Annotated in this window: 17 protein-coding genes; 4 read left to right on the top strand and 13 right to left on the bottom strand. The window is 54.8% G+C overall.

The window, feature by feature from the left end; all coding sequences use genetic code 11:
* The 4 genes from JI62_RS09530 to JI62_RS09515 form a co-directional block, all read right to left on the bottom strand.
* The gene (locus tag JI62_RS09530; protein ID WP_088699934.1) at positions 1 to 822 is read right to left on the bottom strand and encodes a Na(+)-translocating NADH-quinone reductase subunit C; all 822 of its coding nucleotides are present in this window, start codon (positions 820 to 822) and stop codon (positions 1 to 3) included.
* Positions 822 to 2,048, bottom strand: a complete 1,227-nt coding sequence (locus JI62_RS09525; RefSeq protein WP_088699933.1) for an NADH:ubiquinone reductase (Na(+)-transporting) subunit B — start codon at positions 2,046 to 2,048, stop codon at positions 822 to 824. Before JI62_RS09525 ends, JI62_RS09530 begins: the two co-directional genes overlap by 1 nt.
* Complete coding sequence (locus JI62_RS09520; protein ID WP_088699932.1) at positions 2,048 to 3,397, bottom strand: Na(+)-translocating NADH-quinone reductase subunit A; 1,350 nt, start codon at positions 3,395 to 3,397, stop codon at positions 2,048 to 2,050. The genes JI62_RS09525 and JI62_RS09520 overlap by 1 nt, the downstream gene beginning before the upstream one ends.
* Before the next feature lie 309 nt (positions 3,398 to 3,706).
* Positions 3,707 to 5,161 (bottom strand): glyceraldehyde-3-phosphate dehydrogenase, encoded by a 1,455-nt coding sequence (locus tag JI62_RS09515; RefSeq protein WP_088699931.1) that lies wholly within the window; start codon positions 5,159 to 5,161, stop codon positions 3,707 to 3,709.
* Between the two features lie 231 nt (positions 5,162 to 5,392).
* On the opposite strand from JI62_RS09515, the gene mfd reads away from it, so the two are divergent.
* Both mfd and JI62_RS09505 read left to right on the top strand, forming a co-directional pair.
* Positions 5,393 to 8,842, top strand: a complete 3,450-nt coding sequence (gene mfd / locus JI62_RS09510; RefSeq protein ID WP_170938523.1) for a transcription-repair coupling factor — start codon at positions 5,393 to 5,395, stop codon at positions 8,840 to 8,842.
* 127 nt (positions 8,843 to 8,969) lie between these two features.
* Entirely contained in the window at positions 8,970 to 10,166 is a 1,197-nt protein-coding gene (locus tag JI62_RS09505; RefSeq protein ID WP_088699930.1) for a L,D-transpeptidase family protein, read from the top strand.
* A 176-nt stretch (positions 10,167 to 10,342) separates the two neighbouring features.
* Here the strand turns inward: JI62_RS09505 and JI62_RS09500 are convergent, their stop codons facing one another.
* The 6 genes from JI62_RS09500 to JI62_RS09475 form a co-directional block, all read right to left on the bottom strand.
* Complete coding sequence (locus JI62_RS09500; protein ID WP_022523170.1) at positions 10,343 to 10,606, bottom strand: Lpp/OprI family alanine-zipper lipoprotein; 264 nt, start codon at positions 10,604 to 10,606, stop codon at positions 10,343 to 10,345.
* A gap of 225 nt (positions 10,607 to 10,831) precedes the next feature.
* Positions 10,832 to 11,476, bottom strand: a complete 645-nt coding sequence (locus JI62_RS09495; RefSeq protein ID WP_088699929.1) for a L,D-transpeptidase family protein — start codon at positions 11,474 to 11,476, stop codon at positions 10,832 to 10,834.
* Positions 11,477 to 11,630: 154 nt separating this feature from the next.
* Positions 11,631 to 12,095: a hypothetical protein gene (locus JI62_RS09490; RefSeq protein WP_088699928.1), complete on the bottom strand. Its 465-nt coding sequence runs from the start codon at positions 12,093 to 12,095 to the stop codon at positions 11,631 to 11,633.
* Positions 12,096 to 12,141: 46 nt separating this feature from the next.
* The gene (locus JI62_RS09485) at positions 12,142 to 12,603 is read right to left on the bottom strand and encodes a DUF6586 family protein (RefSeq protein WP_088699927.1); all 462 of its coding nucleotides are present in this window, start codon (positions 12,601 to 12,603) and stop codon (positions 12,142 to 12,144) included.
* Positions 12,600 to 15,227, bottom strand: coding sequence for a type I DNA topoisomerase (topA, locus tag JI62_RS09480; RefSeq protein WP_088699926.1), 2,628 nt, complete (start codon positions 15,225 to 15,227; stop codon positions 12,600 to 12,602). Before topA ends, JI62_RS09485 begins: the two co-directional genes overlap by 4 nt.
* 355 nt (positions 15,228 to 15,582) lie before the next feature.
* A complete protein-coding gene (locus tag JI62_RS09475; RefSeq protein WP_088699925.1) occupies positions 15,583 to 18,210 on the bottom strand; it encodes a DUF3141 domain-containing protein in 2,628 nt (875 codons plus the stop codon).
* 245 nt (positions 18,211 to 18,455) lie between these two features.
* On the opposite strand from JI62_RS09475, the gene JI62_RS09470 reads away from it, so the two are divergent.
* Both JI62_RS09470 and lipA read left to right on the top strand, forming a co-directional pair.
* Positions 18,456 to 19,442: a LysR family transcriptional regulator gene (locus JI62_RS09470; protein WP_088699924.1), complete on the top strand. Its 987-nt coding sequence runs from the start codon at positions 18,456 to 18,458 to the stop codon at positions 19,440 to 19,442.
* Positions 19,443 to 19,619: 177 nt separating this feature from the next.
* Entirely contained in the window at positions 19,620 to 20,684 is a 1,065-nt protein-coding gene (gene lipA, locus JI62_RS09465) for a lipoyl synthase (protein ID WP_088699923.1), read from the top strand.
* A 119-nt stretch (positions 20,685 to 20,803) separates the two neighbouring features.
* Here lipA and lipB read toward each other — a convergent pair whose 3' ends face one another.
* The 3 genes from lipB to JI62_RS09450 all read right to left on the bottom strand — a co-directional run bounded on the left by lipB (position 20,804) and on the right by JI62_RS09450 (position 23,072).
* Complete coding sequence (lipB, locus tag JI62_RS09460; protein ID WP_088699922.1) at positions 20,804 to 21,466, bottom strand: lipoyl(octanoyl) transferase LipB; 663 nt, start codon at positions 21,464 to 21,466, stop codon at positions 20,804 to 20,806.
* A 2-nt stretch (positions 21,467 to 21,468) separates the two neighbouring features.
* A complete protein-coding gene (locus JI62_RS09455) occupies positions 21,469 to 21,780 on the bottom strand; it encodes an HP0495 family protein (RefSeq protein WP_088699921.1) in 312 nt (103 codons plus the stop codon).
* Between the two features lie 77 nt (positions 21,781 to 21,857).
* Positions 21,858 to 23,072: a D-alanyl-D-alanine carboxypeptidase family protein gene (locus JI62_RS09450; protein ID WP_088699920.1), complete on the bottom strand. Its 1,215-nt coding sequence runs from the start codon at positions 23,070 to 23,072 to the stop codon at positions 21,858 to 21,860.
* Positions 23,073 to 23,080: the final 8 nt, after the last annotated feature.

Here is a 23,080-nt window from a genome sequence, read left to right as displayed (position 1 = left end):
TCAGGCCCCCTCAACGTCTTCGAAGTTGGTATCGGTCTCTTCGGCGTCTTCCGGCTCAGTACCGCTGCGGAATTTAGCCAAATAGGGACCGAATGCTTCTTCGCTCAGCCAGAATTGCAGCATATTCGTTACGCCGTTACTGGTCAGCGTAGCGCCAGATAGCGCATCGACTTCGTATTCGCTGCTAGCACCACCCTTGGTTAGGTGAATTTCCGGTGAGAGGTCGCCCTCTTCATCGTAAATTTTCTTACCTTCCCACTGAGCCTGCCAGCGCGGGTTGTTAACTTCAGCGCCTAGACCAGGTGTCTCGCTGTGCTCGTAGTAGGTGATACTGACGATGGTGTTCCCATCCCCCTCTACAGCCAGGAAGCCACGCATCAAGCCCCACAACCCCTGACCACGAATCGGCAACACGATCTGTTGCGGATCATCTTCATCACCAATCAGGTAAACAGTGGCATAGTTTTCGACCCGCGAGAGGCCGGCAATATCGGTATCGCCAGAGAGCGTGCGCCCCGAGGCCGGGTCACGAGCGGCTTCAAAGCTGTCGTAAGTATCCGGATCATGCTCATCGGAGTATTCGCCCGTGTCGAGCTCAACAACCCGGGCGGTGATCTCTTCGCTGAATACCTTTTCAACGTCCATGCCGGGTTCGTAAAGCTTGGCAACGTTTAAGATATTGGTTTTACGATCCAGCTCCTGGTTAAGCTGCTGCATGGGTCGCAAAGCGACCGCTGCTGTCGAGACAATGACGGAGCACACAATACAAAGCGAGAACGCCACTATCAGGACTTTCTTGATGGAGTTGTTACCTTGTGCCATTAGGCAGTCTCCTCGGCCGGTACGCCGGTACGCTTAACGCGACGCTTAATGTTGGCCTGGACGAAGAAGTGGTCAATCAACGGCGCAAACAAGTTAGCGAATAAGATCGCCAGCATGATGCCTTCCGGGAAAGCCGGGTTCACAACGCGGATCAGGACGGTCATCACACCAATCAGTGCGCCAAACAGCAGGCGACCTTGATTGGTCATCGAGGCTGACACGGGGTCGGTGGCCATGAACACCATACCGAAGGCGAAACCGCCGATCACCAGGTGCCAGTACCACGGCATGGCAAACATCGGGTTGGTGTCAGAGCCGATCAGGTTAAACAGCGTACTGGTAACCACCATGCCCAGAAACACACCCAGCATGATTCTCCAGGAGGCAATTCCTGTCCACAGCAATACAGCCGCGCCGATAAAGATCGCCAGTGTTGAGACCTCGCCCACTGAACCGGGCATAAAGCCAAGGAAGGCATCCCACCAGCTGAAGGCATCAGTCAGCGCAGACATACCGTCCTGGAACGCCATAGAGAGTGCCGTGGCACCGGTGTAACCATCGGCCGCTACCCACACAGAGTCACCTGAAATTTGCGCTGGGTAGGCAAAGTAAAGAAAGGCACGACCCGTTAGCGCGGGGTTCAAGAAATTCTTACCCGTGCCACCGAAGATCTCTTTACCAATCACCACACCAAAGGTGATGCCTAGAGCAACCTGCCAAAGCGGAATAGTCACCGGCAGAATCAAGGCAAACAGCACCGAGGTAACGAAGAAGCCTTCGTTGACTTCGTGTCCGCGCTTGATCGCAAACAGCACCTCCCAGAAACCACCGACCACAAAGGTGACCAGATAGATAGGTAGGAAGTAGGTGGCACCGAGAACAAAGTTCGCCCAAAGGCTGTTCGCATCATGGCCGGACGAAAGCGTCATCATAATCGCTTCGCGCCAGCCTCCCATAGAGGCGTAGCCCGCATCGATGGCGGTGTTAGCCTGCCAGCCGGCGTTCCACATACCGAACAGCATCGCTGGGAAGGTACACAGCCATACGGTAATCATGATGCGCTTAAGGTCGACACCATCACGCACGTGAGCAGTGGTTTTGGCCACGCTCGGCGGTGTGTAGAAAATTGTATCGACCGCTTCAAACAGCGGATAGAACTTTTCGTACTTTCCGCCTTTGTGGAAATGCGGCTCGATATTTTGGAGTGTCTGTTGAATACCCATCATCAGGCCTCTTTCTCGATCATGGTGAGATTGTCACGCAGGATAGGGCCATATTCGTATTTGCCAGGGCAAACATACGTGCACAGCGCCAGATCCTCTTCGTCCAGCTCCAAACACCCAAGCTGCATGGCAACCTCAATGTCGCCCACGATCAACGAACGCAGTAGCTGAGTCGGCATGATATCCAGCGGCATCACCGTCTCATAGGCACCTACCGGCACCATAGCACGCTCGGAGCCATTGGTAGACGTGGTCGGTGCATAGTTGCTCAGGCCCTTGATCTTAGAGATATAGATGCCTAATACAGAGTGACGATTAGCACCGGGAGAGAGCCACCCCATAAAGGTGCGCTTATTGCCTTCCTCCAGCAAGCTTAGCTGATTGCTGAAGCGGCCAAGGTAGGTCAACTTACCCTCGGCGGCAAAGCCAGAGAAAACAGAGCCTGAAATTACCCGGGTGTCTTCGGGTTTGATGATTTCATTGACCAGGAGTTCATCTGTACTAGCGCCAATACGGGTACGGATCAGACGCGGATTTTCAGCACGCGGGCCACCAATGGCGACCACGCGGGTCATATCCAGTTTCCCTTCTACAAAAAACTTACCGAACGCGATAACGTCCTGATAGCCGATGTGCCACACTTTTTTATGCAGTGCGACCGGGGATAGGTAATGGATATGGGTACCGACAAGCCCGGCTGGATGAGGGCCGGCAAAGCTTTCCGCTTTAACACCGTCAACATCGCCGCCCGGAATGGAGGCATTTTCGCCCGTACATAAGAAGACGTTGCCCTCGGTCAGGCGCGCTAACACCTTGAGGCCATCTTCGAATGCCTGCGCCTGTTCATTGATGATCAGTGCAGGATCAGGGCTAAGTGGATGAGTATCCACGGCAGTTACAAAAATATCGGCCGGGGTGCTATCAATGGCCGGTGTGCGCGAGAAGGGACGGGTGCGTAAAGCAGTCCAGAGTCCCGACTCTACCAGTTGGTCGACCACGACCTGACGTTCAAGTTGCGCTAAGGCATTACGATCATGAGCAGCGAATTCGACCGCTTCCTCAGTTTCGTCGACTTTGATCACGACAGACAGTAAACGACGTTTTTCGCCACGGTTTATTGCAAGCACTTCACCGGCAGCGGGCGCGGTATAGCGCACACCATCAATTTTCTTATCGGTGAAGAGCAATTGGCCCAGTTTGACCTTATCCCCTTCCTGAACTTCCATGGTTGGCTTCATGCCAACGTAGTCAGTACCCAGGATTGCCACGTGACGCACAGGCCGCGCATCTTCAATACGCTGCTCGGGCGCTCCCGTGATGGGGAGATCCAGGCCTTTTTTGACTTCGATCATAGTCTCGCCCAGTTGTTGGATCGGATATACGAAGGTATGGGGTTCGAATGCTTATTTTCTGCTCAGCGAATTGTTATGTTCTGCTCAGATTGTTACCAGTCCGGCCCAAGCAGCACTTGAACCACCCCGAAAAATCCCTCGTATTATAAAGACAAGCGCGTCCAATGACCACATCCCTGATGACCACCAAAAGTGCTATAGACATTAATAAAAGGCTTGAAAACGGAAAAGAAAACGCCACCCTAAGGTGGCGTGGAACGTTTGTTTGGAGCGGTAGGCCTTTATGCGTGGCTTCCAATACGCTCTTAATTAGCGCGGCAGCTTTAAGAACCGTACATTAGACATCTGTTGGAGGATACGCACGACCTGGCAGCTATAACCAAACTCGTTGTCATACCACACATAAATGACCGCATGATGACCGTTGGCAATAGTCGCCTTGGCATCGACAATGCCCGCATGGCGGTTACCCACGAAGTCCGACGACACCACTTCTGCAGAGTCAACAAAGTCAATTTGCTTCTGATAGGCCGACTCAATCGACATCCGGCGCAGATAATCGTTGAGCGCCGCAGAGTCAGTCGTTTTATCCAGGGTCAGGTTGAGAATAGCCATGGAGACGTTGGGGATCGGCACACGAATAGCGTTACCCGTCAGCTTGCCTTCAAGTTCAGGCAGTGCTTTTGATACCGCCTTGGCTGCACCCGTCTCGGTCAAGACCATGTTCAGCGCCGCACTGCGGCCACGACGATCGCCCTTATGGTAGTTATCGATCAGGTTCTGGTCATTGGTGTAAGCATGCACGGTTTCCACGTGACCATTGACCACACCATACTCATCGTTAAGTACTTTCAGCACCGGAACGATCGCATTTGTGGTACAGGACGCGGCGGAGACAATAAGGTCGCTGTCACCGATCGACTCGTGGTTAATACCATAAACGATATTCTTGATATCGCCTTTACCCGGCGCCGTTAGCAGCGCTTTGGCAGCGCCCTTACACTGCAGGTGCTGACCCAAGCCCTCTTCATCGCGCCAGATACCGGTATTATCAACAATTACCGCGTTATCGATAGCATACTGGGTGTAGTCAATCTCACTGGGCGAATCGGCGTAAATCACCTGAATAACATTGCCGTTGACCGTCAGGGTGCGGGCCTCTGCATCAACCATAATGGTGCCATCGAAGGGCCCATGCACGGAGTCACGGCGCAGCAGGCTGGCACGCTTTTCCAGGTCTTTCGCCACATCGCCACGGCCGCGTACCACAATGGCGCGCAAGCGCAAAAGGTTACCGCCCCCTGCTTTTTCGACCATTACTCGGGCCAGCAAGCGGCCAATGCGGCCAAAACCGTAGAGCACAACGTCTTGCGGCTCGCCGGTGCTGGCTCCCGGCTGATAGCCATCAATAATCTCGTGCAGCTCTTTACGCAGAAAGGCGTCGACATCCCCACCGCCCAGATTCTTGAACATTACCGCCAGTTTCCCCACATCTACATGGGCAGGGCCAAGATTTAAAGCGACCATCCCTTTGACGATAGGGTAAGTGTCCTCAACAGAGAGCTCAGTTCCTTCTATTTTGCGCACGAAGCGGTGGTCTTTCAGAATGCGAATGACCGACCGTTTAATAAGCGAACGTCCGAACATGGTGGCAACGACGTTATTCTGACGATAGAGCTGCCCTACTAACGGGATCATCTGCTCCGCCAAGGCTTCGTTGCCTTGCCATTCTTGAAAAACGTTTTCGAGCGCTTGCTGACTCACGTGCGGCCTCATCAGGTAGTGGGAACGAAGGGTGCATTATCCGGGGCAAGCTGCGGGACCGCAATGAAAGGATAGTCGCACAACATGTAGGGGTATTACATAAATGCCAATCTCACTACAAAACGTCGTTCAGAACAGATTAACCCGCTACCTTAAGCCGCGGCACTCTGACTGAAACCAGTGATCGTGTATGATCTCTTTTCCGTTTCAGCGCAAAACGATATCTTGCTTATGCCGACATTCTCACTGCTCGAACCGCCCCAGCCCCAAGGGACTCGCGATACGCTCTACTGGACATCGCCGCCGGGCAGCGCGACTGCGCTGGCACTCTCCCGCGTTGCCACCAAAGCTCCGCTATTGGTAATCACCCCCAATACGGCCAGCGCGCAGCGCCTTGAACAAGATCTCTATTTTTATAGCGACGTACCGGTTCTGCCTTTCCCTGATTGGGAAACGCTGCCTTACGACAGCTTTTCACCCCATCAGGATATTGTCTCGGCCCGGCTGCGCACGCTGCGCCAGCTGCAAGACGGCGTGCGCGGCATTGTGCTGGTGCCGATCAACACACTAATGCAGCGCCTGCCACCGGTTGAGTACATTGCCGGACGGGTGATGACGCTCAAAACCGGTGAACGTTTAGATCGCGAAGCGTTTCGTGAGTCACTCTCCCGGGCAGGCTACCGTGCCGTTGAAACGGTTTACGAACCCGGCGAATACGCCATGCGCGGTGCGCTGATTGACCTGTTTGCCATGGGCATGGACGAACCGATCCGTATTGATCTATTCGATGATGAGATCGACTCCCTGCGCCACTTCGACCCTGGCAGCCAGCGCTCGACTGACAAACTGGCATCGCTTGAACTTCTCCCCGCTCACGAATACTCGTTAAGCCGCAGCGCTATTGCCTGCTTTCGCGAGCAGTTTGAGACCTTGTTCGACGTCGACCCGCGCCAATGCCCGCTTTACAACGATGCGCTAAAAGGCATTCCGTCCCCGGGGCTTGAGCACTACCTGCCGCTGTTTTTCGAGCAGACCGCTTCGCTGTTTGACCACCTGACCGACGACACCCGGGTAGCACTACTACCTGGGGTTTTTGAGGCGGCTGAGCAGCACTGGCAGTCGATCGACGCACGCTATGTCAATTTGGGCGTTGACCCCACACGACCACTGCTGCCTCCGCATCGGGCGTTTTTCCCGGTCAACGACGTTTTCTCGGCGATTAAAGCCCGCCCACGCATCGAACTTACTGAGGATAGTGAGCAGCGCCACGCGCAGCAGCCTGACGCTGCGCCGCTGCCTACTCTCTCTATCAACGCCCGCGCCAAGCAGCCTTTAGCCGAGCTGTCGGCATTTTTGCAAACCCACGCCCAAACCCGCGTGCTGTTTGTAGCGGAGTCGCGGGGTCGCCGGGAAGCCTTAGAAGAAATACTCGCACCGCTTAAACTCTCGCTGCCCCACGCCGATAGCTTCCACGACTTTATTGCCAGCGCCCCCCCTTATGCCATTACTGAAGGCTTGGTGGACAGCGGCCTATGGCTGAACAACCCTAGTGTTGCGGTGATAAGCGAAACAGAGTTGTTTGGTGACGTGGTGCGCCAAAGCCGTCGGCGCGAAAAAGCCACGGATGACAATGAACTTGCAGTACGCCACCTGTCGGAGCTGCGCGAAGGCGCGCCAGTGGTACACCAGGCCCACGGCGTGGGCCGCTATTTAGGGCTGGAAACCTTAGAGGCCGGTGGCCAGGCGAATGAGTTCCTGGCGCTCTCCTATGCCGATGGCGCCAAGCTTTATGTACCCGTCGACAGCCTGCATATGATCTCCCGCTACAGCGGTGCCGACGACGAACTGGCCCCGCTGCATAAGCTCGGTTCGGATCAGTGGGAGAAAGCCCGCCGTAAAGCGGCTGAGAAGATTCGCGATACCGCCGCGGAGCTGCTGGATGTCTATGCCCGCAGAGAAGCCCAGCAAGGAGTGGTCTACGAAGCCCCTGGCGAAGAGTATGTTCGCTTTGCCAGCAACTTCCCGTTTGAGGAGACCGCCGACCAGCACGCGGCGATTGAAGCAGTCATCAGCGATATGACCTCCCCGCAGCCCATGGATCGTGTGGTGTGTGGCGACGTTGGCTTCGGCAAAACCGAAGTGGCCATGCGCGCCGCATTTCTGGCCGTGCAGTCTGGACGCCAGGTGGTGGTACTGGTACCCACCACCCTGTTGGCTCGCCAGCACTTTGAGAATTTCCGTGACCGTTTTGCCGATACCGCCGTCAATATTGGCTTAATCTCCCGCTTTACCAGCGGCAAAGAGGTTACTCAAACGCTGGAAAGCATCAAGAGCGGCCAAACCGATATCGTCATTGGCACCCATAAGCTGCTCGCCAAAAGCGTTGAGCTACCCAAAATGGGTTTGCTGATTATCGATGAGGAGCACCGCTTTGGTGTCGCGCAAAAAGAGAAGCTCAAGACTCTTCGCGCCGAAGTCGATATTTTGACCCTAACCGCTACTCCGATCCCGCGCACGCTCAATATGGCCATGAGCGGTATCCGCGATCTGTCGATCATTGCCACGCCACCCGCTCGGCGCCTGTCAGTCAAAACCTTTGTCCAGCAGCACGACACCAGCATCATCAAGGAAGCTCTACTGCGCGAGATACTGCGTGGGGGGCAGGTGTATGTGCTGCACAACGAAGTCAAAACCATTGAGAACAGCGCCGAAAAAATTCGCGAGCTGATCCCCGAAGCGCGAGTGGCGGTTGCCCACGGCCAGCTCCCCGAGCGCAGCCTGGAGCGGATCATGTCGGATTTCTACCACCGACGCTTTAACGTGCTGGTGTGTTCGACCATCATTGAAACGGGCATTGATGTGCCCAGCGCCAACACCATCATTATCGAACGCGCTGACAAGTTTGGCCTGGCTCAACTTCACCAACTGCGGGGCCGGGTTGGGCGCAGCCACCACCAGGCTTACGCTTACCTGTTAACGCCCCCGCCCAAAGCAATGACCCGTGATGCTATCAAGCGATTGGAAGCGATTAGCGCGTCCGATGATCTAGGCGCAGGCTTTACCCTGGCCAGTCACGATATGGAGATCCGTGGCGCAGGGGAACTGCTGGGGGATGAGCAGAGCGGCCAGATGGAAACCATCGGCTACACGCTCTATATGGAGATGCTGGATCGCGCCGTGAAGGCTATTCGGGCGGGTAAAACGCCCAATATCGATGCGCCCTTCAATACTGGCGTGGAAATTAGCCTCAATCTGCCTGCACTGATCCCCAGTGATTACATTCACGATGTGCAGCAGCGCCTGGTGATGTACAAACGGATAGCCAACACCCAGAGTGATAGCGAGCTTAAAGAGTTACAAGTTGAGCTAATCGATCGCTTTGGCTTACTCCCCAACCCGCTGAAAAACCTGATTCGCCAAACCAAGCTTCGCCATCGTGCCGATCAGCTCGGCATCAGCAAGATCGAGGCTGGGGAAAGCCGCGGCAGAGTCCTGTTTAGTAGCAGTACCCAAGTGGATCCGTTAACCCTGGTGAACCTGATTCAGACGTCACCAAAGTACTACCGCTTGGATGGATCTGACACCTTACGGTTTGAATTACCAATGGAAAGTGTCGACAAGCGCTTCCAGCAGCTTGAAAACCTGCTGAGCACCCTTAATCAAAAAGTAGCGGCGGCGTGACGCTTGGGGCAAACTTGCTAGTAGCGCCATGCCCGGTTGGTCAACAGCCGCTGGTTGGCAGCCATAAACCAGCAACCGCGGCCCCATATCGCGCAACAGCAGTGAATTAACACATTAGGAACGACCCATGAACATTCGCAATACCTTTACCCTCTGGGGCCCCACCAGTTTGGCCGTACTACTCGCGGCCAGCCTGGCAAGCCCCGCTTTTGCGCAATCGGCCGACGACGAGCAGGCCGAGAGCCCAGCCCAAGAGCAAGTGCAAGTGCAAGTGCAAGTGCAAGAACAGCAGACGCAAGAACAGTCAGAAGAGGCGCCACAGCAGCAGGCTCAGCAAGTCAGCATCGATGCCGCCGACAGTGCTACCCAGGTGGCCAGTCAAGACGAGCTGCCCCGTGGTCACTTCCGCCTCCCTGATGAAGGCGATGTGATAGGGGAGCGCTACACCGTCGTTGTTGAAGACCCCAAGCAAACGCTGATCGATATCGCCCGGCGCCATAACATTGGTTACGAAGAGATTCGCATGGCCAACCCGGGTGTCAGCCTCTGGGTACCTGGCGTAGGTACTGAGGTGGTGATTCCGGCCCAGTACATTCTGCCACCCGCACCGCGGGAAGGCGTTGTGGTTAATCTTTCTGAGCTGCGTCTCTACTACTATCCTGCCGATAAACCCGGCATTGTCGAAACCTACCCGGTGAGCGTTGGCCGTGAAGAGTTCGCCACTCCAGTGGGCATCACTCGCACAACGGTCAAGGTAAAAGATCCGGCATGGGCACCACCGGCCTCCATGCGTCGCGAAGCAGCTGAGCGCGGGGAGCCTGCCCCGTCGGTAGTGCCACCTGGCCCGCAGAACCCCCTTGGCGAGCACGCCATTCTGCTGGCCATGCCGAGCTACCTGATTCATGGCACTAACCGCCCGGATGGCGTGGGCATGCGCGTCAGCCGCGGCTGTATTCGTATGTACCCGGAAGACATAAAATCACTCTATGAGCGTCTGCCCAGCGGCACCCAGGTCAACCTGATGGACGCGCCGTTCAAAGCAGGCTTTGCTGCCGACGGCACGCTATTTGTGCAGTCATTCCCGCAGCTGGAAGAGAATGTGGAGGGCTTTGAGCCACTCCTCAATGCCCTTGAGCGCGTCACCGAACTAACTGACAGTGACGTTGAAATAGATGCCGAGCGGATTCAGCGCGCTGTCGAAGCCCCTGATGGCCAGTTTATCGCCCTCTTTGGCCCTCAGGCCCCGGAGCCAGAACCAGAACCCGTGGAGTTGATTGACGAACTTAAGCTCAGCGCCGCCACTGACAGCGATAAAGACGCTTAACGGCAGAAGCAGGCAGCAACAAAAAACCCCGCCAAGGCGGGGTTTTTTGCGCAGCTAGTAAAATAATCTAATGGTTTGACGCTTAAACTTACGACGCCCTGCTTTCGATATCTTAACTAACTACATCCAGCAGCTGCTGAGAGAGTCTGGTGACTCCCTCAGCAGCCCAAGCAGAATTACTTCTGCATGGAGCGCTGGAACATACGGTTCATTTCTTCACGGTTCTGCTCAGACATCTGCAGAGCAGCCTGCGCATCGCGCTGGGCTTGGTTTGCAGTGTTCATAGCTTGTGAAGCCATGCTGCGTGCTTCTGCAGCGTCAGCCTGTGCAGATTCTGCAGTCATGCGAACTTCTTCCAGCGCGCTGGTAGAAGCACAACCAGCAAGAATTGCCAGTGAAGCGGCAGCAGCAGTCATCTTCAGAGTAGTTTTCAGAGTCATAATGTTCTCCTTGAGTCGTCCTTGGGTACTACGTTAAGGGTATGACAAAAATAAGGTTACGCACTTAAATAACATGCTTAGCTTAAATTTGTCTACCTGCGGTGCAGGTTCTTTTCAGTGACTTGTGCTGCAAAGCACGCAAGTCAAACGCTGTTTTATAATAGACCACAGCGGATGTCTATAGCCACTTGTTTAAAACCTCGAACTTCCATCAACGGCATTAGCTTAACGGATCACTACACGAGTGCCAACACCCACGAGCGCTACCAAGCGATCAATTTGCTCGTTGGTAACGGCGACACACCCTTGTGTCCAGTGATAGCGACCATGAATGTCTGGATCTGCGCTACCCAGGCCGTGAATCCCAATCGCCCCACCCAGCGCCGTATTTTGCGGCGGGTGGCCATAACGTCGATAGTAGTCGAAGTAATCATCATAGTCTGTTTGGGAATAAATACCTTTCTCCAGTGCCATTCTAGCGTGCACCGGCGTTGGGTAATCAATACCAATAAACGTACGCCATTGGCTTTCGTAATTAAAACGGTTGACGTGAAACTCGCCCATGGGGGTCACGTTATCGCCACGAACCCGCTGAGTTTTAGCCCCAGCCCGGCCAAGTGATACAGGGGAAAAACGCTCCATCAGCGCATTACCCCGATAAACACTGAGAGAGGCCTCCTTATCATCCACCAGCACCCACACCTCATTACTGTGGCGCGGCACATGGGCTCGACTAAGCAACGTTTGCACCAGGTCAGTTGGTGCAGCCTGCCCTGGCTCAGTAATGACTGGCGCAGTGACAGCAGCGCTGGCAACGGCTGGGAGGCTCAGCGCCATGGCTAAAAATCGACGGCGATTAACTAAAAACATGGTAGCTCTCGAAACAAATTAGCCCGTGGTTGGCCGACTAGGTACATCTGGTGGCTGTTATACCTTATTCCCACATCTGCCGTTAGTAATTTCATCATATACGTGGCTAACGCGCCCCAAAAGCCATGCCTCATAAGCCACTGATAAAAACGCATTAAACGCCCTGCAACTCTTCCATACTCGCCATTATATGGCGTATTTCAGAATTATGCCCTTGAGCCAGAGCGTTGAAAAACTCCTCTTCAGGCTCAATTTTCGCACGTGAAGCACGATGTTCGTAGAGCGATTGCAGACGTTGATGCGCCGATGTGGCAGTTCTCATCGCATCCTCTATCGAACCGGTGATTGTTTGTTCGGCCAGGCGATCCAACTCAGGCGGCTGGGGGAAATCGCTGGAGTCATCGAACCATAACTCCAGCACCTCTGAATGATCAGAGCCCTCGCGGAAGAGATCTTCAAGGCCAGTTTTCATTTTCAGCTCGCGGCTGGCCAAGTAATTCAATGCCATCTGCAGGCGCTCATTCTCTGCCTCGTCAGCAGCTTCGCTATACTGGCGCGCCATGCGGGCATGAAAACCCGCGGCCCATTCGACTAAATCTTTCACTTGGTTATAGCGCATCATGATCTCCTTCCTTGATGACGTGGGCGATACATAACAGTAAACACTACCACTCCAGGCTAGTTTCACGCAGCGCACCTATTTCACGCTTAGCGGCCTGAAGATTCTCTAGTAACTGTTGACGCAAACCGATTTGATTCCCCACCGCAATCATAGCGGGGTTGTGTGTAGCGCGCCGCGCGGCACCTTCGTCACTGTGTAGGCGCTCAAGTTGCTCCTCCAGCCAATTTAGCCAGCTTTCCGGCTGAGCGGCTAAATCGCGCAGACGCTGTAACTCGGCTAACGCAGGCCCCTCAGGGGCCAACAACACAGACCAACGATGCTCTGGCAGGCGGGCATGTTCGGTCACTTCACGCAATAGCGACTCTAACGCCAGTTCAAACAGCGCTAAAGCGCTCTCTTCCAACGCCATCTGCCGTGCGGGGGCATGCTCATCATCCCCCGCAGGCAATATTACCAGTAGCTCCGCTTGGTAGAGTAGCTGATTGGTGCGTGACCGTGCATTCACTTGCGTTTGTCCTCCACATGCCATTTACCGCCGTCAAACATCGCCTTCCAACCAGTGGCCTTGCCCTCTTCGTCCGTCATCACATACTGCTCTTTACTCTTACGCGAGTAGCGGATTTGCGCCGGACGGCCATCGGGATCTTCGCTGGGCGCTTTGAGAATAAAGTGATACTTCTCAGGCAGCTCGTCGGCATGCGCCTTCAGCTCTTTCACTAGCGGTGGCCGCGTTTCGCGATTTTTCGGAAACTTGCTGGCAGCCAGAAACAGTCCGCTTGCTCCGTCACGTAGCACGTAGTGGTCGTCAACTTTTTGACAGGCCAGTTCCGGCATCGGGATAGGATCCATTTTTGGCGGCGCCACTTCGCCACTCTTCAACAGTTTACGAGTATTTTTACACTCACTATTGGTGCAGCCAAAATACTTACCAAAGCGGCCTGATTTCAACTGCATCTCAGAGCCACACTTATCGCATTCGATAATCGGGCCATCGTAGCCCTTGATCTTGAATTTTCCGCTCTCCACTTCATAGCCGTCGCAATCGGGGCTGTTACCGCAGATGTGTAGCTTGCGCGTTTCGTCGAGCAGGTAATTGTCCATCGCCGTGCCGCACTTGGGGCAGCGTCGCTTGGCACGCAGCGCATCAGTTTCGGCCTCCTCACCCGCATCTTCAGCCACCGCCTCTTCACCTGGAATCAGGTCAATGGTGGTTTTGCAGCGCTCTTTGGGCGGTAAATTGTAGCCACTGCACCCCAGGAAAACCCCGGTAGACGCAGTACGAATCTGCATATGACGGCCACAGCTTGGGCAATCGATATCCGTGGGCACTGGCTGATTGGGCCGCATGCCATCTTCGCTCTCTGCCTTGGCCAGCTCTTCCTTAAACTCCTCGTAGAAGGCGTCTAGCAGCGCCTGCCAGTTACGTTCGCCTTCGGCGACTTCATCCAGGCTATCCTCCATGCGGGCGGTAAACGAGAAGTCCATCAAATCAGGGAAGGACTCTTTCAACCGCTCGGTGACGATATCGCCTAGCTTTTCAGCGTAGAAGCGACGGTTTTCGAGCTTCACATAGCCACGATCCTGGATCGTCGAGATGATCGAGGCATAAGTCGAAGGCCGACCAATGCCCTGCTTCTCAAGCTCCTTGACCAGGCTTGCTTCGGTGTAGCGTGGCGCGGGTTTGGTGAAGTGCTGCTGAGGATCGAGGGCTTCCAGCGCCATGGGCGTGCCCTTAGGCAAGTCGGGCAGGCTCTGGTCTTCATTTTTTCCACTGGGCTTCATCACCCGAGTATAACCATCAAACTTCAGCACGCGGCCTTTGGCGCGCAGCTCATAGCCATCGACCTCCACACTCAGGGTGCTGGACAGGTACTCTGCGGGGGTCATTTGGCAAGCCACAAACTGACGCCAGATCAATTCGTATAGACGCTCCGCATCGCGCTCCATACCGGCCAGGTCGGAGGCCTTACGCTCAACGCTGGAGGGACGAATCGCTTCGTGGGCCTCTTGGGCGCTCTCTTTGCTACTGTAGCGATTAGGCGCTTCTGGCAAGTAGCGCTCGCCAAACTCTGAGCCGATATAACTGCGTACACTCTCAACCGCATCTTTCGACAGGTTGGTGGAGTCGGTACGCATATAGGTGATGTAACCCGCCTCGTAGAGGCGCTGGGCCATGGTCATGGTCTTTTTGACTGAAAAGCCTAATCGACCACTCGCTGCTTGCTGCAGCGTTGAGGTAATAAAGGGCGCCGTGGGTTTTGAACTAGTCGGCTTATCTTCCCGGGAGGTAATTGCCAGCTTGGCTTTTCTGAGCTGCTCAATACGCGCCAGGGTGTCTTTTTCGGAGGTGGGCTTAAAGGGTTTGCCATCCTGGCGTACCAGGGCAAAACGCACCAGCTCACCCTCGGGTGAGGCCAAATCCGCGTGAACGTCCCAAAACTCTTCAGGTATAAAGGCGCGAATTTCACGCTCACGCTCGACAATCAGTCGTACCGCAACTGACTGCACACGACCCGCCGACAGCCCACGCGCCACCTTCGCCCACAATAGAGGCGAGAGCATAAAGCCCACCACACGATCCAGGAAGCGCCTGGCTTGCTGCGCCTCCACCCGCGGTATATTAAGCGCACCAGGCGCCTTGAAGGCGTCCTGAATAGCGTTTTTGGTGATTTCGTTAAACACCACTCGCTTATAGCGGTTATCGTCTCCACCAATGGTCTCGCGCAGGTGCCAGGCAATGGCTTCCCCTTCGCGATCCAAATCCGTTGCGAGATAGACAGCGTCGGCTTTCTCAGCCAGCTTTTTGAGCTCGGCAACGACTTTCTCTTTTCCGGGCAGCACCTCATAGCGGGCTTCCCAGCCGTTGTTAGGGTCGATCCCCATCCGCCGAATCAGTTGATCCTGATTTTTACGCTTTTTATACGCTTCTTTCTCTTCCGCCGACATCTTGCGTGTCGCTGCGGCCTGGCGTGCGCGCTCCTTGGGGTCGGAGGCTGCCTTACCTGAGCCGCTGGTCGGCAGGTCACGAATGTGACCCACGCTCGACTTCACGATGAAATCGTTGCCGAGATATTTGTTAATCGTCTTCGCTTTCGCTGGCGACTCGACGATGACCAGTGACTTGCCCATAGTGCTCCACTTTCCTAATGCACGGGCTGTCTAGCGCGTGCTCTGAATTCGGTGCCGTATCGCTGGGACGAAACCGCCCATTAAACAAGATACGGATGAAAAAAATGCGCCTACCCTACCCCAGCCCTTGGTGAAGCGCCAGTAGCAACCAAGCCGCAGGGGGAATCCGGAGTCTTAAGACGTAGTTTCTCGACATACTTTTAAACATGCTTTTAAACGCGCTTCTAAACATCGTTTTAGACAAAGAGTAGCTAGACACTAGACTGCCACCGGCATTACAGCAACCCAAAAGCGACGGAAACAAACAAAGCGCCCCCACCAAATAGGCGGGGGCGTGGTAATCTAAGGCACTGTTTTAGCGCTTAGGGGGCGTCTTTTTTCGCCCAGCAGGCCTAGCTGGTTTAGCCGTTGGCTCACTGATCGAATCTTTCGCCGCAGACGACGCAGGCGTAGGCTCCCTTGAAGGCGCTGACTCATTAACAACAGGCTGCTCAACAGCCGCTGGCGCAGGCTTAGCTGACGGGGCTGCGGAAGGCTTTGCCGTAGTGGCTTGAGGCTTATCATCACTCGTTGGCTTCTGTGCAGCAGCAGGCTTGGCTGCCCCAGCCGCCCTTCTCTTTGCGGGCTTGCTCGCTGCAGTTTTGTTCGCTGCTGGTTTGCTCGCTGCAGCCTTACTCGCTGCTGGCTTGCTCTCGACCGGTTTATTCTCTACCGACTTGCTGGGCCTAGCCTTATCAAACAGCGCTTTAATCTGAGCAAAACGCTCAGCAGCATGCTCAGAAAGCTCCCCGCTGGCGGCAAACACATGCTCAAGGTGGCTGATATAGCCATCGATATCGGCGCTGCTGCTACCTGCCAGTAGAGTAGGCAACGAATTCAACGCCTGTTCCCTATCGAGCTTCAAGATAAAGAACTGCTCGCGCACCAGGTTTTTAAAATCGCTCAGCTTGATACCTGGCTCTAGCTCTGCCCGGGAGGCACGCAACCGCTTAAAGTTACGTTCATCTGTGGCTGGAGCACCACCGAGTACGTAGATAAGCGAGCGCATAACCGCTTCATGGGCACTACCCTGGGCAATTTTCTCGCGTAGCGCTTCCTGACGCTGTTCAATAAAGCGACGATGCTCGGGTTCAGCGCCAGGGCGGCGGCGATGAACATGGGCATCGCCATACAGGCCAACGGCAGCCTGCAGCAGCGGTTGGCCGTAGATATCCATAAACATTTTTTCGGTGCTGCTATCGCGTAAATCGCGCATAGCATTGAGACCGGCCACCAACTGATCAGACCCCATGGTTTCAAGCGCTTTAAACAGGTTGTCTTGCGCTACCGGGTGACGATTCTTGCGCACGGCTTCCGCCATTACCGGCAACGGTACTGAAAGCGGGTTACGGTCGGAGAGCAGCTTGTAGCCTAACCGAATCGGGTGCATACGACGAATAAAGCGGGCTGCTTCCGGCGTCATGATCGCTTTTAGCCAGGGCTGCATAAAGAGCCGGTACATTCCCAGATTGATCTCGGAGATACGGGCCACGGTAGCAAAACGCCGATCATCCTCCGGCTTATGCATGACCGCCCGATCCAGCTCGGCAAAGTTGCGCGGCATAAATTCGAGCAGGTAGTCACGCTCGAACAGTTCGGCATCTTCGCCCTTTTCGGCCGGTGATATGGACGTTTCATACAAGCCAGGCGGCAGTACGTCAATGTAATCCATATTGGCAGTGAATTCGGTATGCTCTTTACGTGACACACTACCCGAAACAAAAATGCCTAAGTGGCCGGTGGTATCGTGCTGGCAATAGACGATGGTTTGCTCGTTCGCGATGATGTCGTCTTCGTTTTCATACAAATCACGAATCCAGCCCAGGGCTTGAGGGGGCGGTGTGATATCGTCGCCACGCGAACAGAACACGACCACTGGCGAGCGCACATTACGCAGATCGATGCGACGCCCATCGCGGGTCACCAGTTGGGCGGTAGAGAGTCGATTGCCGATAAACAGGTTATCAACAATATACTGGATCTCTTCACCGCCCAATACGACGTGACCACCCCACCAGCGCTCAAAATCGAGGTAACGGCCTGCTTCAGTATCGATATTGTCGTAAAGGTGATACTGCTTTTTCCAATAGGTGTTGGCTGGATTGAGGCGCTCAAAATTCTGCACTAACCAGGCGCCGTCGAACAAACCATCGCCGATGTCGCTGGTGAGCGCCGTAATCCAACTGCCTCCTGCCATACCACCGGTATAACGCATCGGCGCTTTGCCATGCTCGCCAGCCCAGTAAGAGAGCGGTGCACCGGCAATCAGAATAGGGCCGAATACGTCCGGCTCCAGGGCGGCCGCCATCATGAGCTGCCAGCCCGCCTGGCAATTGCCCACCACCATTGGTTTTTCGGTAGTTTCGGGATGAAGTTCGATCACATGGCGAAGAAAGGCAATTTCCGACTCAACGACGTCTTCGACGGTTTGGCCCGGCTCTGGAAACGGCAAAAAGCCAATAAAATAGCAAGGATGCCCTGCTTTGAGCGCCACGCCCAACTCACTGTCCGGCTTAAACCCGCCAATCCCTGGCCCATGACCTGCACGGGGATCCACCACAACAAAGGGGCGCTTTTGTAGATCAATCTCCGTCCCTTCGTGAGGCAGCACGCGCAACAGCTCGTAGTTGGTTGGCCGGGGTAGTGTACGACCATCCATGAGTACTTCAGTATCGAACCCCAGCACATTGGGCTTGGTTTGCTCCATATGCTCAAGGTACTGATTACCGCGTTCGCGCATCACATCCAGATAGAGAACGCTGCGCTCCATGCTGTCACGCCAGTAGCCAAAGGCAGCACGACCAAATCCGAACGGGTCGAAAAAAGCTGCGATCGCCTCGCTACCGGGCACCATGGTGGCGTCATTATTCTGTTTCGACCATGCGCTTCTAAAAGCGCTAGCTGGGAACAAAGAGGTGGTCAGAGGATTGGCAAGAAAGTTCATAGGGTCTCCCGTTGGGTTGATGCACAAGCATCAGACCCGAAAGCAATAATGCTGCAATGCAATATAGTCTAGTCCACTACGTGCACTACGTCGATCTTTAACCCTTACAATTACGCCTTACACGACTAATCAAGGCCTGTTTAGGCAGCGCTAAAGATTCAGTGTTAGCATGCTTTGCCCTGGCGATTGAGCCTGATTTTGATATTACTCTTTAAACGTTTAAGGGTGCCCACTACGAGGTAGCTATGTCATCCCCCAACCTGCTCAATCGCCTGACATTTCGGCAACTTCAGGTCTTCCAAGCGGTGCACCGGCAGCGCTCATACTCCCGTGCAGCTGAGCAGTTGGGATTGACCCAGCCCGCGGTGAGCGCACAAATACGTCAGCTGGAGCTGGCATTGGGTCAGCCACTTTTCAATTACGCGGGCAAAACCCTGCACTCGCTACCTGCCGCCGACACCCTCGCCCACTCAGCGCGAGAAATTTTTGGTCAGCTTTCGCGGCTGGAAATGAACCTATCGGATATTAACGGCAAAATTAGCGGAGAACTTAATATCGCAGCGGTCTCCTCAGCCCAATATGTAGTGCCTTATTTACTTGCCCGTTTTCGTGCTCGCTATCCTGAGGTGCACGTCCGCTTAAAGGTGTGCAACCGCCGTCAGGCGCTCGAGCGACTCACGGAACAGCAGGATGATCTCGTCATCATGGCGATGGTGCCTGAAGACGAACGTTTAGTGGTGATGCCGATTATTGATAACGAACTGATCGCCGTTGTCTGGCCAGAGCATCCGCTACTTTCGATGCCACAACCCTCATTAGCGGACTTCGCTCGCCACTATGTTCTGATGCGCGAACCCGGCTCTGGTGTACGCAACGCCTTTGAGCAGATGGCAGCCAGCCAGCAGGTTGCCCTTCCCCACTGCATCGAGCTGGGCACCAACGAGGCAATCAAAGGCGGTGTCATGGCCCACTTGGGCGTAGCCGTGCTGCCACGCTTGGCGGTTCAGTTGGAGCTTGAGCAGGGGTTACTTTTTGAACTGGGGCTGCCCGACTTCCCCATCCACCGCTCTTGGTGCACGGTCTATACGCGGGAGCGCTTACCCACACCGGTCGCAGAGCTCTTTTTAAGTTTTGTTCGAGAGCACTTACCCGATTACCGTCGCCACTTTCAGGCGCCCTCCAGTCCCCTGCCCAGCCATGGGGTAGCCTGTTTGCCGATACTTTCACCCTGAAAGCGAGTAACGGCTTACGGTGTCTTGTCGACGACGAGATATGTTACATTAGTGGACACTAGGGCGATAAAATATCGCGCATACTTGGTATTAATTAGGTAACAATTGGCAGGCTCTGGAAGGGACGACACCCTTTCATGCCTTTGGCCTACCGCACAGAAGAGAGGCTCTGTCCCTATGAGCAATACCCCCTCGCAGCGCGTGTCCAGCGGTGAAAAATACCGTAACGAACGTGGCATGTCGGTGATCAAGGATGGCATGAAGCAGCGCAAAGCGCAGCCAGAGCCCTCTTCTGTTGAGCTTGAGCGCAAGCCCAAGTGGCTGCGAGCACAGATCCCAGGGGGCGAGCGTTTTGAGGCGGTCAAGAAGAACGTCGCCACCCATCGCTTAAGCACCGTTTGTGCCGAATCCCACTGCCCCAATATGGGCGAGTGCTGGAGCAACGGCACTGCTACGATCATGCTAATGGGCTCGGTATGCACCCGCGCCTGCCGGTTCTGCGCGGTGGATACCGGCAACCCCCAGGGCTGGCTGGATCAAGAAGAGCCAGAAAACACGGCCAAATCCGTAGAGCTAATGGGGCTGCGCTACATCGTACTGACTTCAGTAGACCGTGACGACCTCGACGATGGTGGCGCCACCCACTACGCCAACTGCATTCGTGCGATAAAAGCGCGCACGCCAGAAGTGGTCGTGGAAGCCTTAACCCCCGACTTCGATGGCGAACTCAAAGCTATCGAACGCGTCGTCGATTCTGGTCTGCAAGTATTTGCCCAGAATGTGGAAACCGTGGAACGTCTGACAGCTCGCGTGCGTGACCGGCGGGCAGGTTACCGTAAAACCCTTGATGTACTTGCCCATGCCAAGCGCTATCGTCCTGACATCATTACCAAAACCAGCCTGATGCTGGGCTTGGGTGAAACGGACGAAGAGATTTTGCAAACCTTTGACGATCTTCGCGAAATTGGCGTGGATATCGTCACTCTCGGCCAGTACCTTCGCCCAACCAAAAACCACCTTTCGGTAGAGCGCTGGGTAACGCCTGAAGAGTTTGATCGCTACCGCGTGATTGGCCTGGAAAAAGGCTTTATGGAAGTGCCTTCAGGCCCGCTGGTACGCTCTAGCTACCGCGCCGACCGGGTGTTCGAGAAAAACAACCTGGGGCTCGCCTCCCCTGCCGCGATCCCCGGCCAGGAGCAGGAAGCAAACTCCAATATAATTCCAGCGCTCAACGTAGGGTAGGCCTCAACCTAGCGCCATCAGGGAATTCCCAAGATGGCGCTGCGTCACCCGATGTTGAGTATTCCCCCCCTTCAGGCTACCAGCCTAACTACCTTGGGCGGGGGAAGGTGGCACGCTTTTTAAAGCGGTGAACGTTCAACACTCACCAATTCGCGGTTTAACCTTATGGCTAATGCTTTAGCCAATTGTTCACCCACCCGGTGCTCGCTTGGCAAAACGACCAAGTCAGCCAGCTTCACCATGGGCATTCCCGCGTAGCCACAGGGATTAATGCGTAAAAAAGGCGCCAAGTCTCCGTCTACATTTAACGCCACGCCGTGAAAGCTTGCTCCGCGCCGAATACGCAAACCAAGTGAAGCAATCTTCGCCTCCCCCGCCTCGGTCATTACATACACACCGGGCGCATCCGGCCTTGACCGGGCGCTCACACCATAGCCGCTTAAAACATCAATCACGGCATTTTCCAATGCAGTGACTAGATCCCGAACGCCAATTTTGCCTCGCCGTACATCCAGCAGTGGATACAGCACGACCTGACCTGGGCCGTGATAGGTGACCTGCCCCCCTCGATCAACATGCACCACCGGAATATCGCCGGGCAGTAGCAGATGTTCGGGTTTACCAGCCTGGCCCTGGGTAAATACCGGGTCATGCTCAACCAGCCAGAACTGATCCGGCGTTTGCGCATCCCGAGTATCCGTTAGCGCGCGCATGGCCTCCCACACCGGCAGATAGGCTTGGTGTCCCAAGTCGTGCAGCTCAATCGGTGCGGGGCTATCCACAGTCACACCACCATATGCACACGGCCGGTAGCCTTAAGATCCTCAAACAGCTCCTTAATATGCTGCTCTCCGGTCGCCCTAATCACCACTCGCACCGATTGAAAGCGGCCATTGCGACTGTCGACTACCTGCATCGCAGTTGCATCGAAGTCAGGGTCGTGGCGCACAATCACTTGGCACACGCAGGCAGGGAAATCCTCGGCGGCATCACCTACAACTTTTAACGAGTAATCACAGGGAAAAGTGATTTTAGGCGGCTCCTGAGCCGCCGGTTGGCGCAAATCACGCAGCCCCTGGGGAGCATCTTTTTTCATAACAAGCCTATTTCGTAAAGACACCGTTTATTACAGATACACAGCACAACCATTCATCGTTCAGTTCGTTGTGCTGATTAATCGGTAAAATTACTAATCAAGTTACTAAAGAAGCGCTGTACCTGATCGAACAGGCGCTTGAACAGGCCACCCTCTTCGATGTTTTCCAGTGCTACTAGGCGACGCTCGCCGACCACTTCGTCACCCAAGTGCACTTCCAGCGTGCCGACCTCGTCACCAATGGCGATCGGTGCCTTCAAGTCTGGATTGAGGTTAAGGCGCGCGCGTAACTCTTCATTACGGTTGCGCGGCAACGTCATAAACACTTCTTCATCCACACCGACGCGCAGCTCGTTGATATCGCCGCCCCAAACCCGTGGCGTTGCCAGTACGGCACCACGCTCATAAAGCTTCATGGTTTCAAAAAAGCGGAAACCATAGCTGAGCAGCTTTTGGGTTTCCTGAGCGCGCGCTTCGTCAGAATTGGTTCCCATGACCACCGAAATCAAGCGCATATCATCACGCTTGGCCGATGACACCAGGCAGAACCCCGCTTCAGTCGTCCAGCCAGTTTTCAGGCCATCTACAGACGGGTCACGCCATAGCAGACGGTTACGGTTGGGTTGGTCAATACCGCCATAAGAGAAAGTGCGATGGGAGTATATTTCGTAGTGGTCGGGGTAATCATTAATAATATGCTGGGATAACTGTGCCAAATCATGGGCCGTTGAGTAGTGATTTTCAGCTGGCAAACCAGTGGCATTTTGGAAGTTAGTGTTATGCATGCCCAAACGTGTGGCGTGTTGGTTCATCAGATCCGCAAAAGGCGTTTCACCGCCCGCCAAATGCTCAGCCATGGCCACGCTGGCATCATTCCCTGAAACGATAATAATACCGTGGAGGAGGTCATCCACTGAGACTTGATCACCCACCTCGATAAACATTTTCGAGCCACCGGTACGCCATGCGTTCTCACTAATATTAACCATATCAGTGAGATTAATGGTGCCACGATTGAGTTCACGCTCCACTAAATAGGCGGTCATCAGCTTGGTCAAACTCGCCGGAGGCAGACGTTCATCGGAGTTATGCTCTGCCAGTATGCGGCCACTATTCGCATCCATGAGTATCCAGGAGCTTGCCGCTAACTGGGGAGCAGCAGGAATAATGGTTTGTGGTTGTGGAATGACCGGTTGAGGAGTTGACTGGGCACCGGCGGGTACGGCAACGGTCACCACAACAGCAAAGAGGCACAGGCGGGCAGAGCGACCAATGGATGTAAATACGTTCATAACGTCAG

Origin of the sequence: Halomonas campaniensis (assembly GCF_002211105.1) — a bacterium.
GTDB lineage: Bacteria > Pseudomonadota > Gammaproteobacteria > Pseudomonadales > Halomonadaceae > Vreelandella > Vreelandella campaniensis_A.
This window is presented reverse-complemented; position numbering and strand designations above follow the sequence as displayed.

Coding starts and splice junctions, on each gene's coding strand:
- JI62_RS09450 (WP_088699920.1), bottom strand. CDS start 23,072: ATGAACGTATTTACATCCATTGGTCGCTCTGCCCGCCTGTGCCTCTTT.
- JI62_RS09495 (WP_088699929.1), bottom strand. CDS start 11,476: ATGTTTTTAGTTAATCGCCGTCGATTTTTAGCCATGGCGCTGAGCCTC.
- JI62_RS09490 (WP_088699928.1), bottom strand. CDS start 12,095: ATGCGCTATAACCAAGTGAAAGATTTAGTCGAATGGGCCGCGGGTTTT.
- JI62_RS09500 (WP_022523170.1), bottom strand. CDS start 10,606: ATGACTCTGAAAACTACTCTGAAGATGACTGCTGCTGCCGCTTCACTG.
- JI62_RS09470 (WP_088699924.1), top strand. CDS start 18,456: ATGTCATCCCCCAACCTGCTCAATCGCCTGACATTTCGGCAACTTCAG.
- topA (WP_088699926.1), bottom strand. CDS start 15,227: ATGGGCAAGTCACTGGTCATCGTCGAGTCGCCAGCGAAAGCGAAGACG.
- mfd (WP_170938523.1), top strand. CDS start 5,393: ATGCCGACATTCTCACTGCTCGAACCGCCCCAGCCCCAAGGGACTCGC.
- JI62_RS09520 (WP_088699932.1), bottom strand. CDS start 3,397: ATGATCGAAGTCAAAAAAGGCCTGGATCTCCCCATCACGGGAGCGCCC.
- JI62_RS09530 (WP_088699934.1), bottom strand. CDS start 822: ATGGCACAAGGTAACAACTCCATCAAGAAAGTCCTGATAGTGGCGTTC.
- lipA (WP_088699923.1), top strand. CDS start 19,620: ATGAGCAATACCCCCTCGCAGCGCGTGTCCAGCGGTGAAAAATACCGT.
- JI62_RS09525 (WP_088699933.1), bottom strand. CDS start 2,048: ATGATGGGTATTCAACAGACACTCCAAAATATCGAGCCGCATTTCCAC.
- JI62_RS09505 (WP_088699930.1), top strand. CDS start 8,970: ATGAACATTCGCAATACCTTTACCCTCTGGGGCCCCACCAGTTTGGCC.
- JI62_RS09475 (WP_088699925.1), bottom strand. CDS start 18,210: ATGAACTTTCTTGCCAATCCTCTGACCACCTCTTTGTTCCCAGCTAGC.
- JI62_RS09455 (WP_088699921.1), bottom strand. CDS start 21,780: ATGAAAAAAGATGCTCCCCAGGGGCTGCGTGATTTGCGCCAACCGGCG.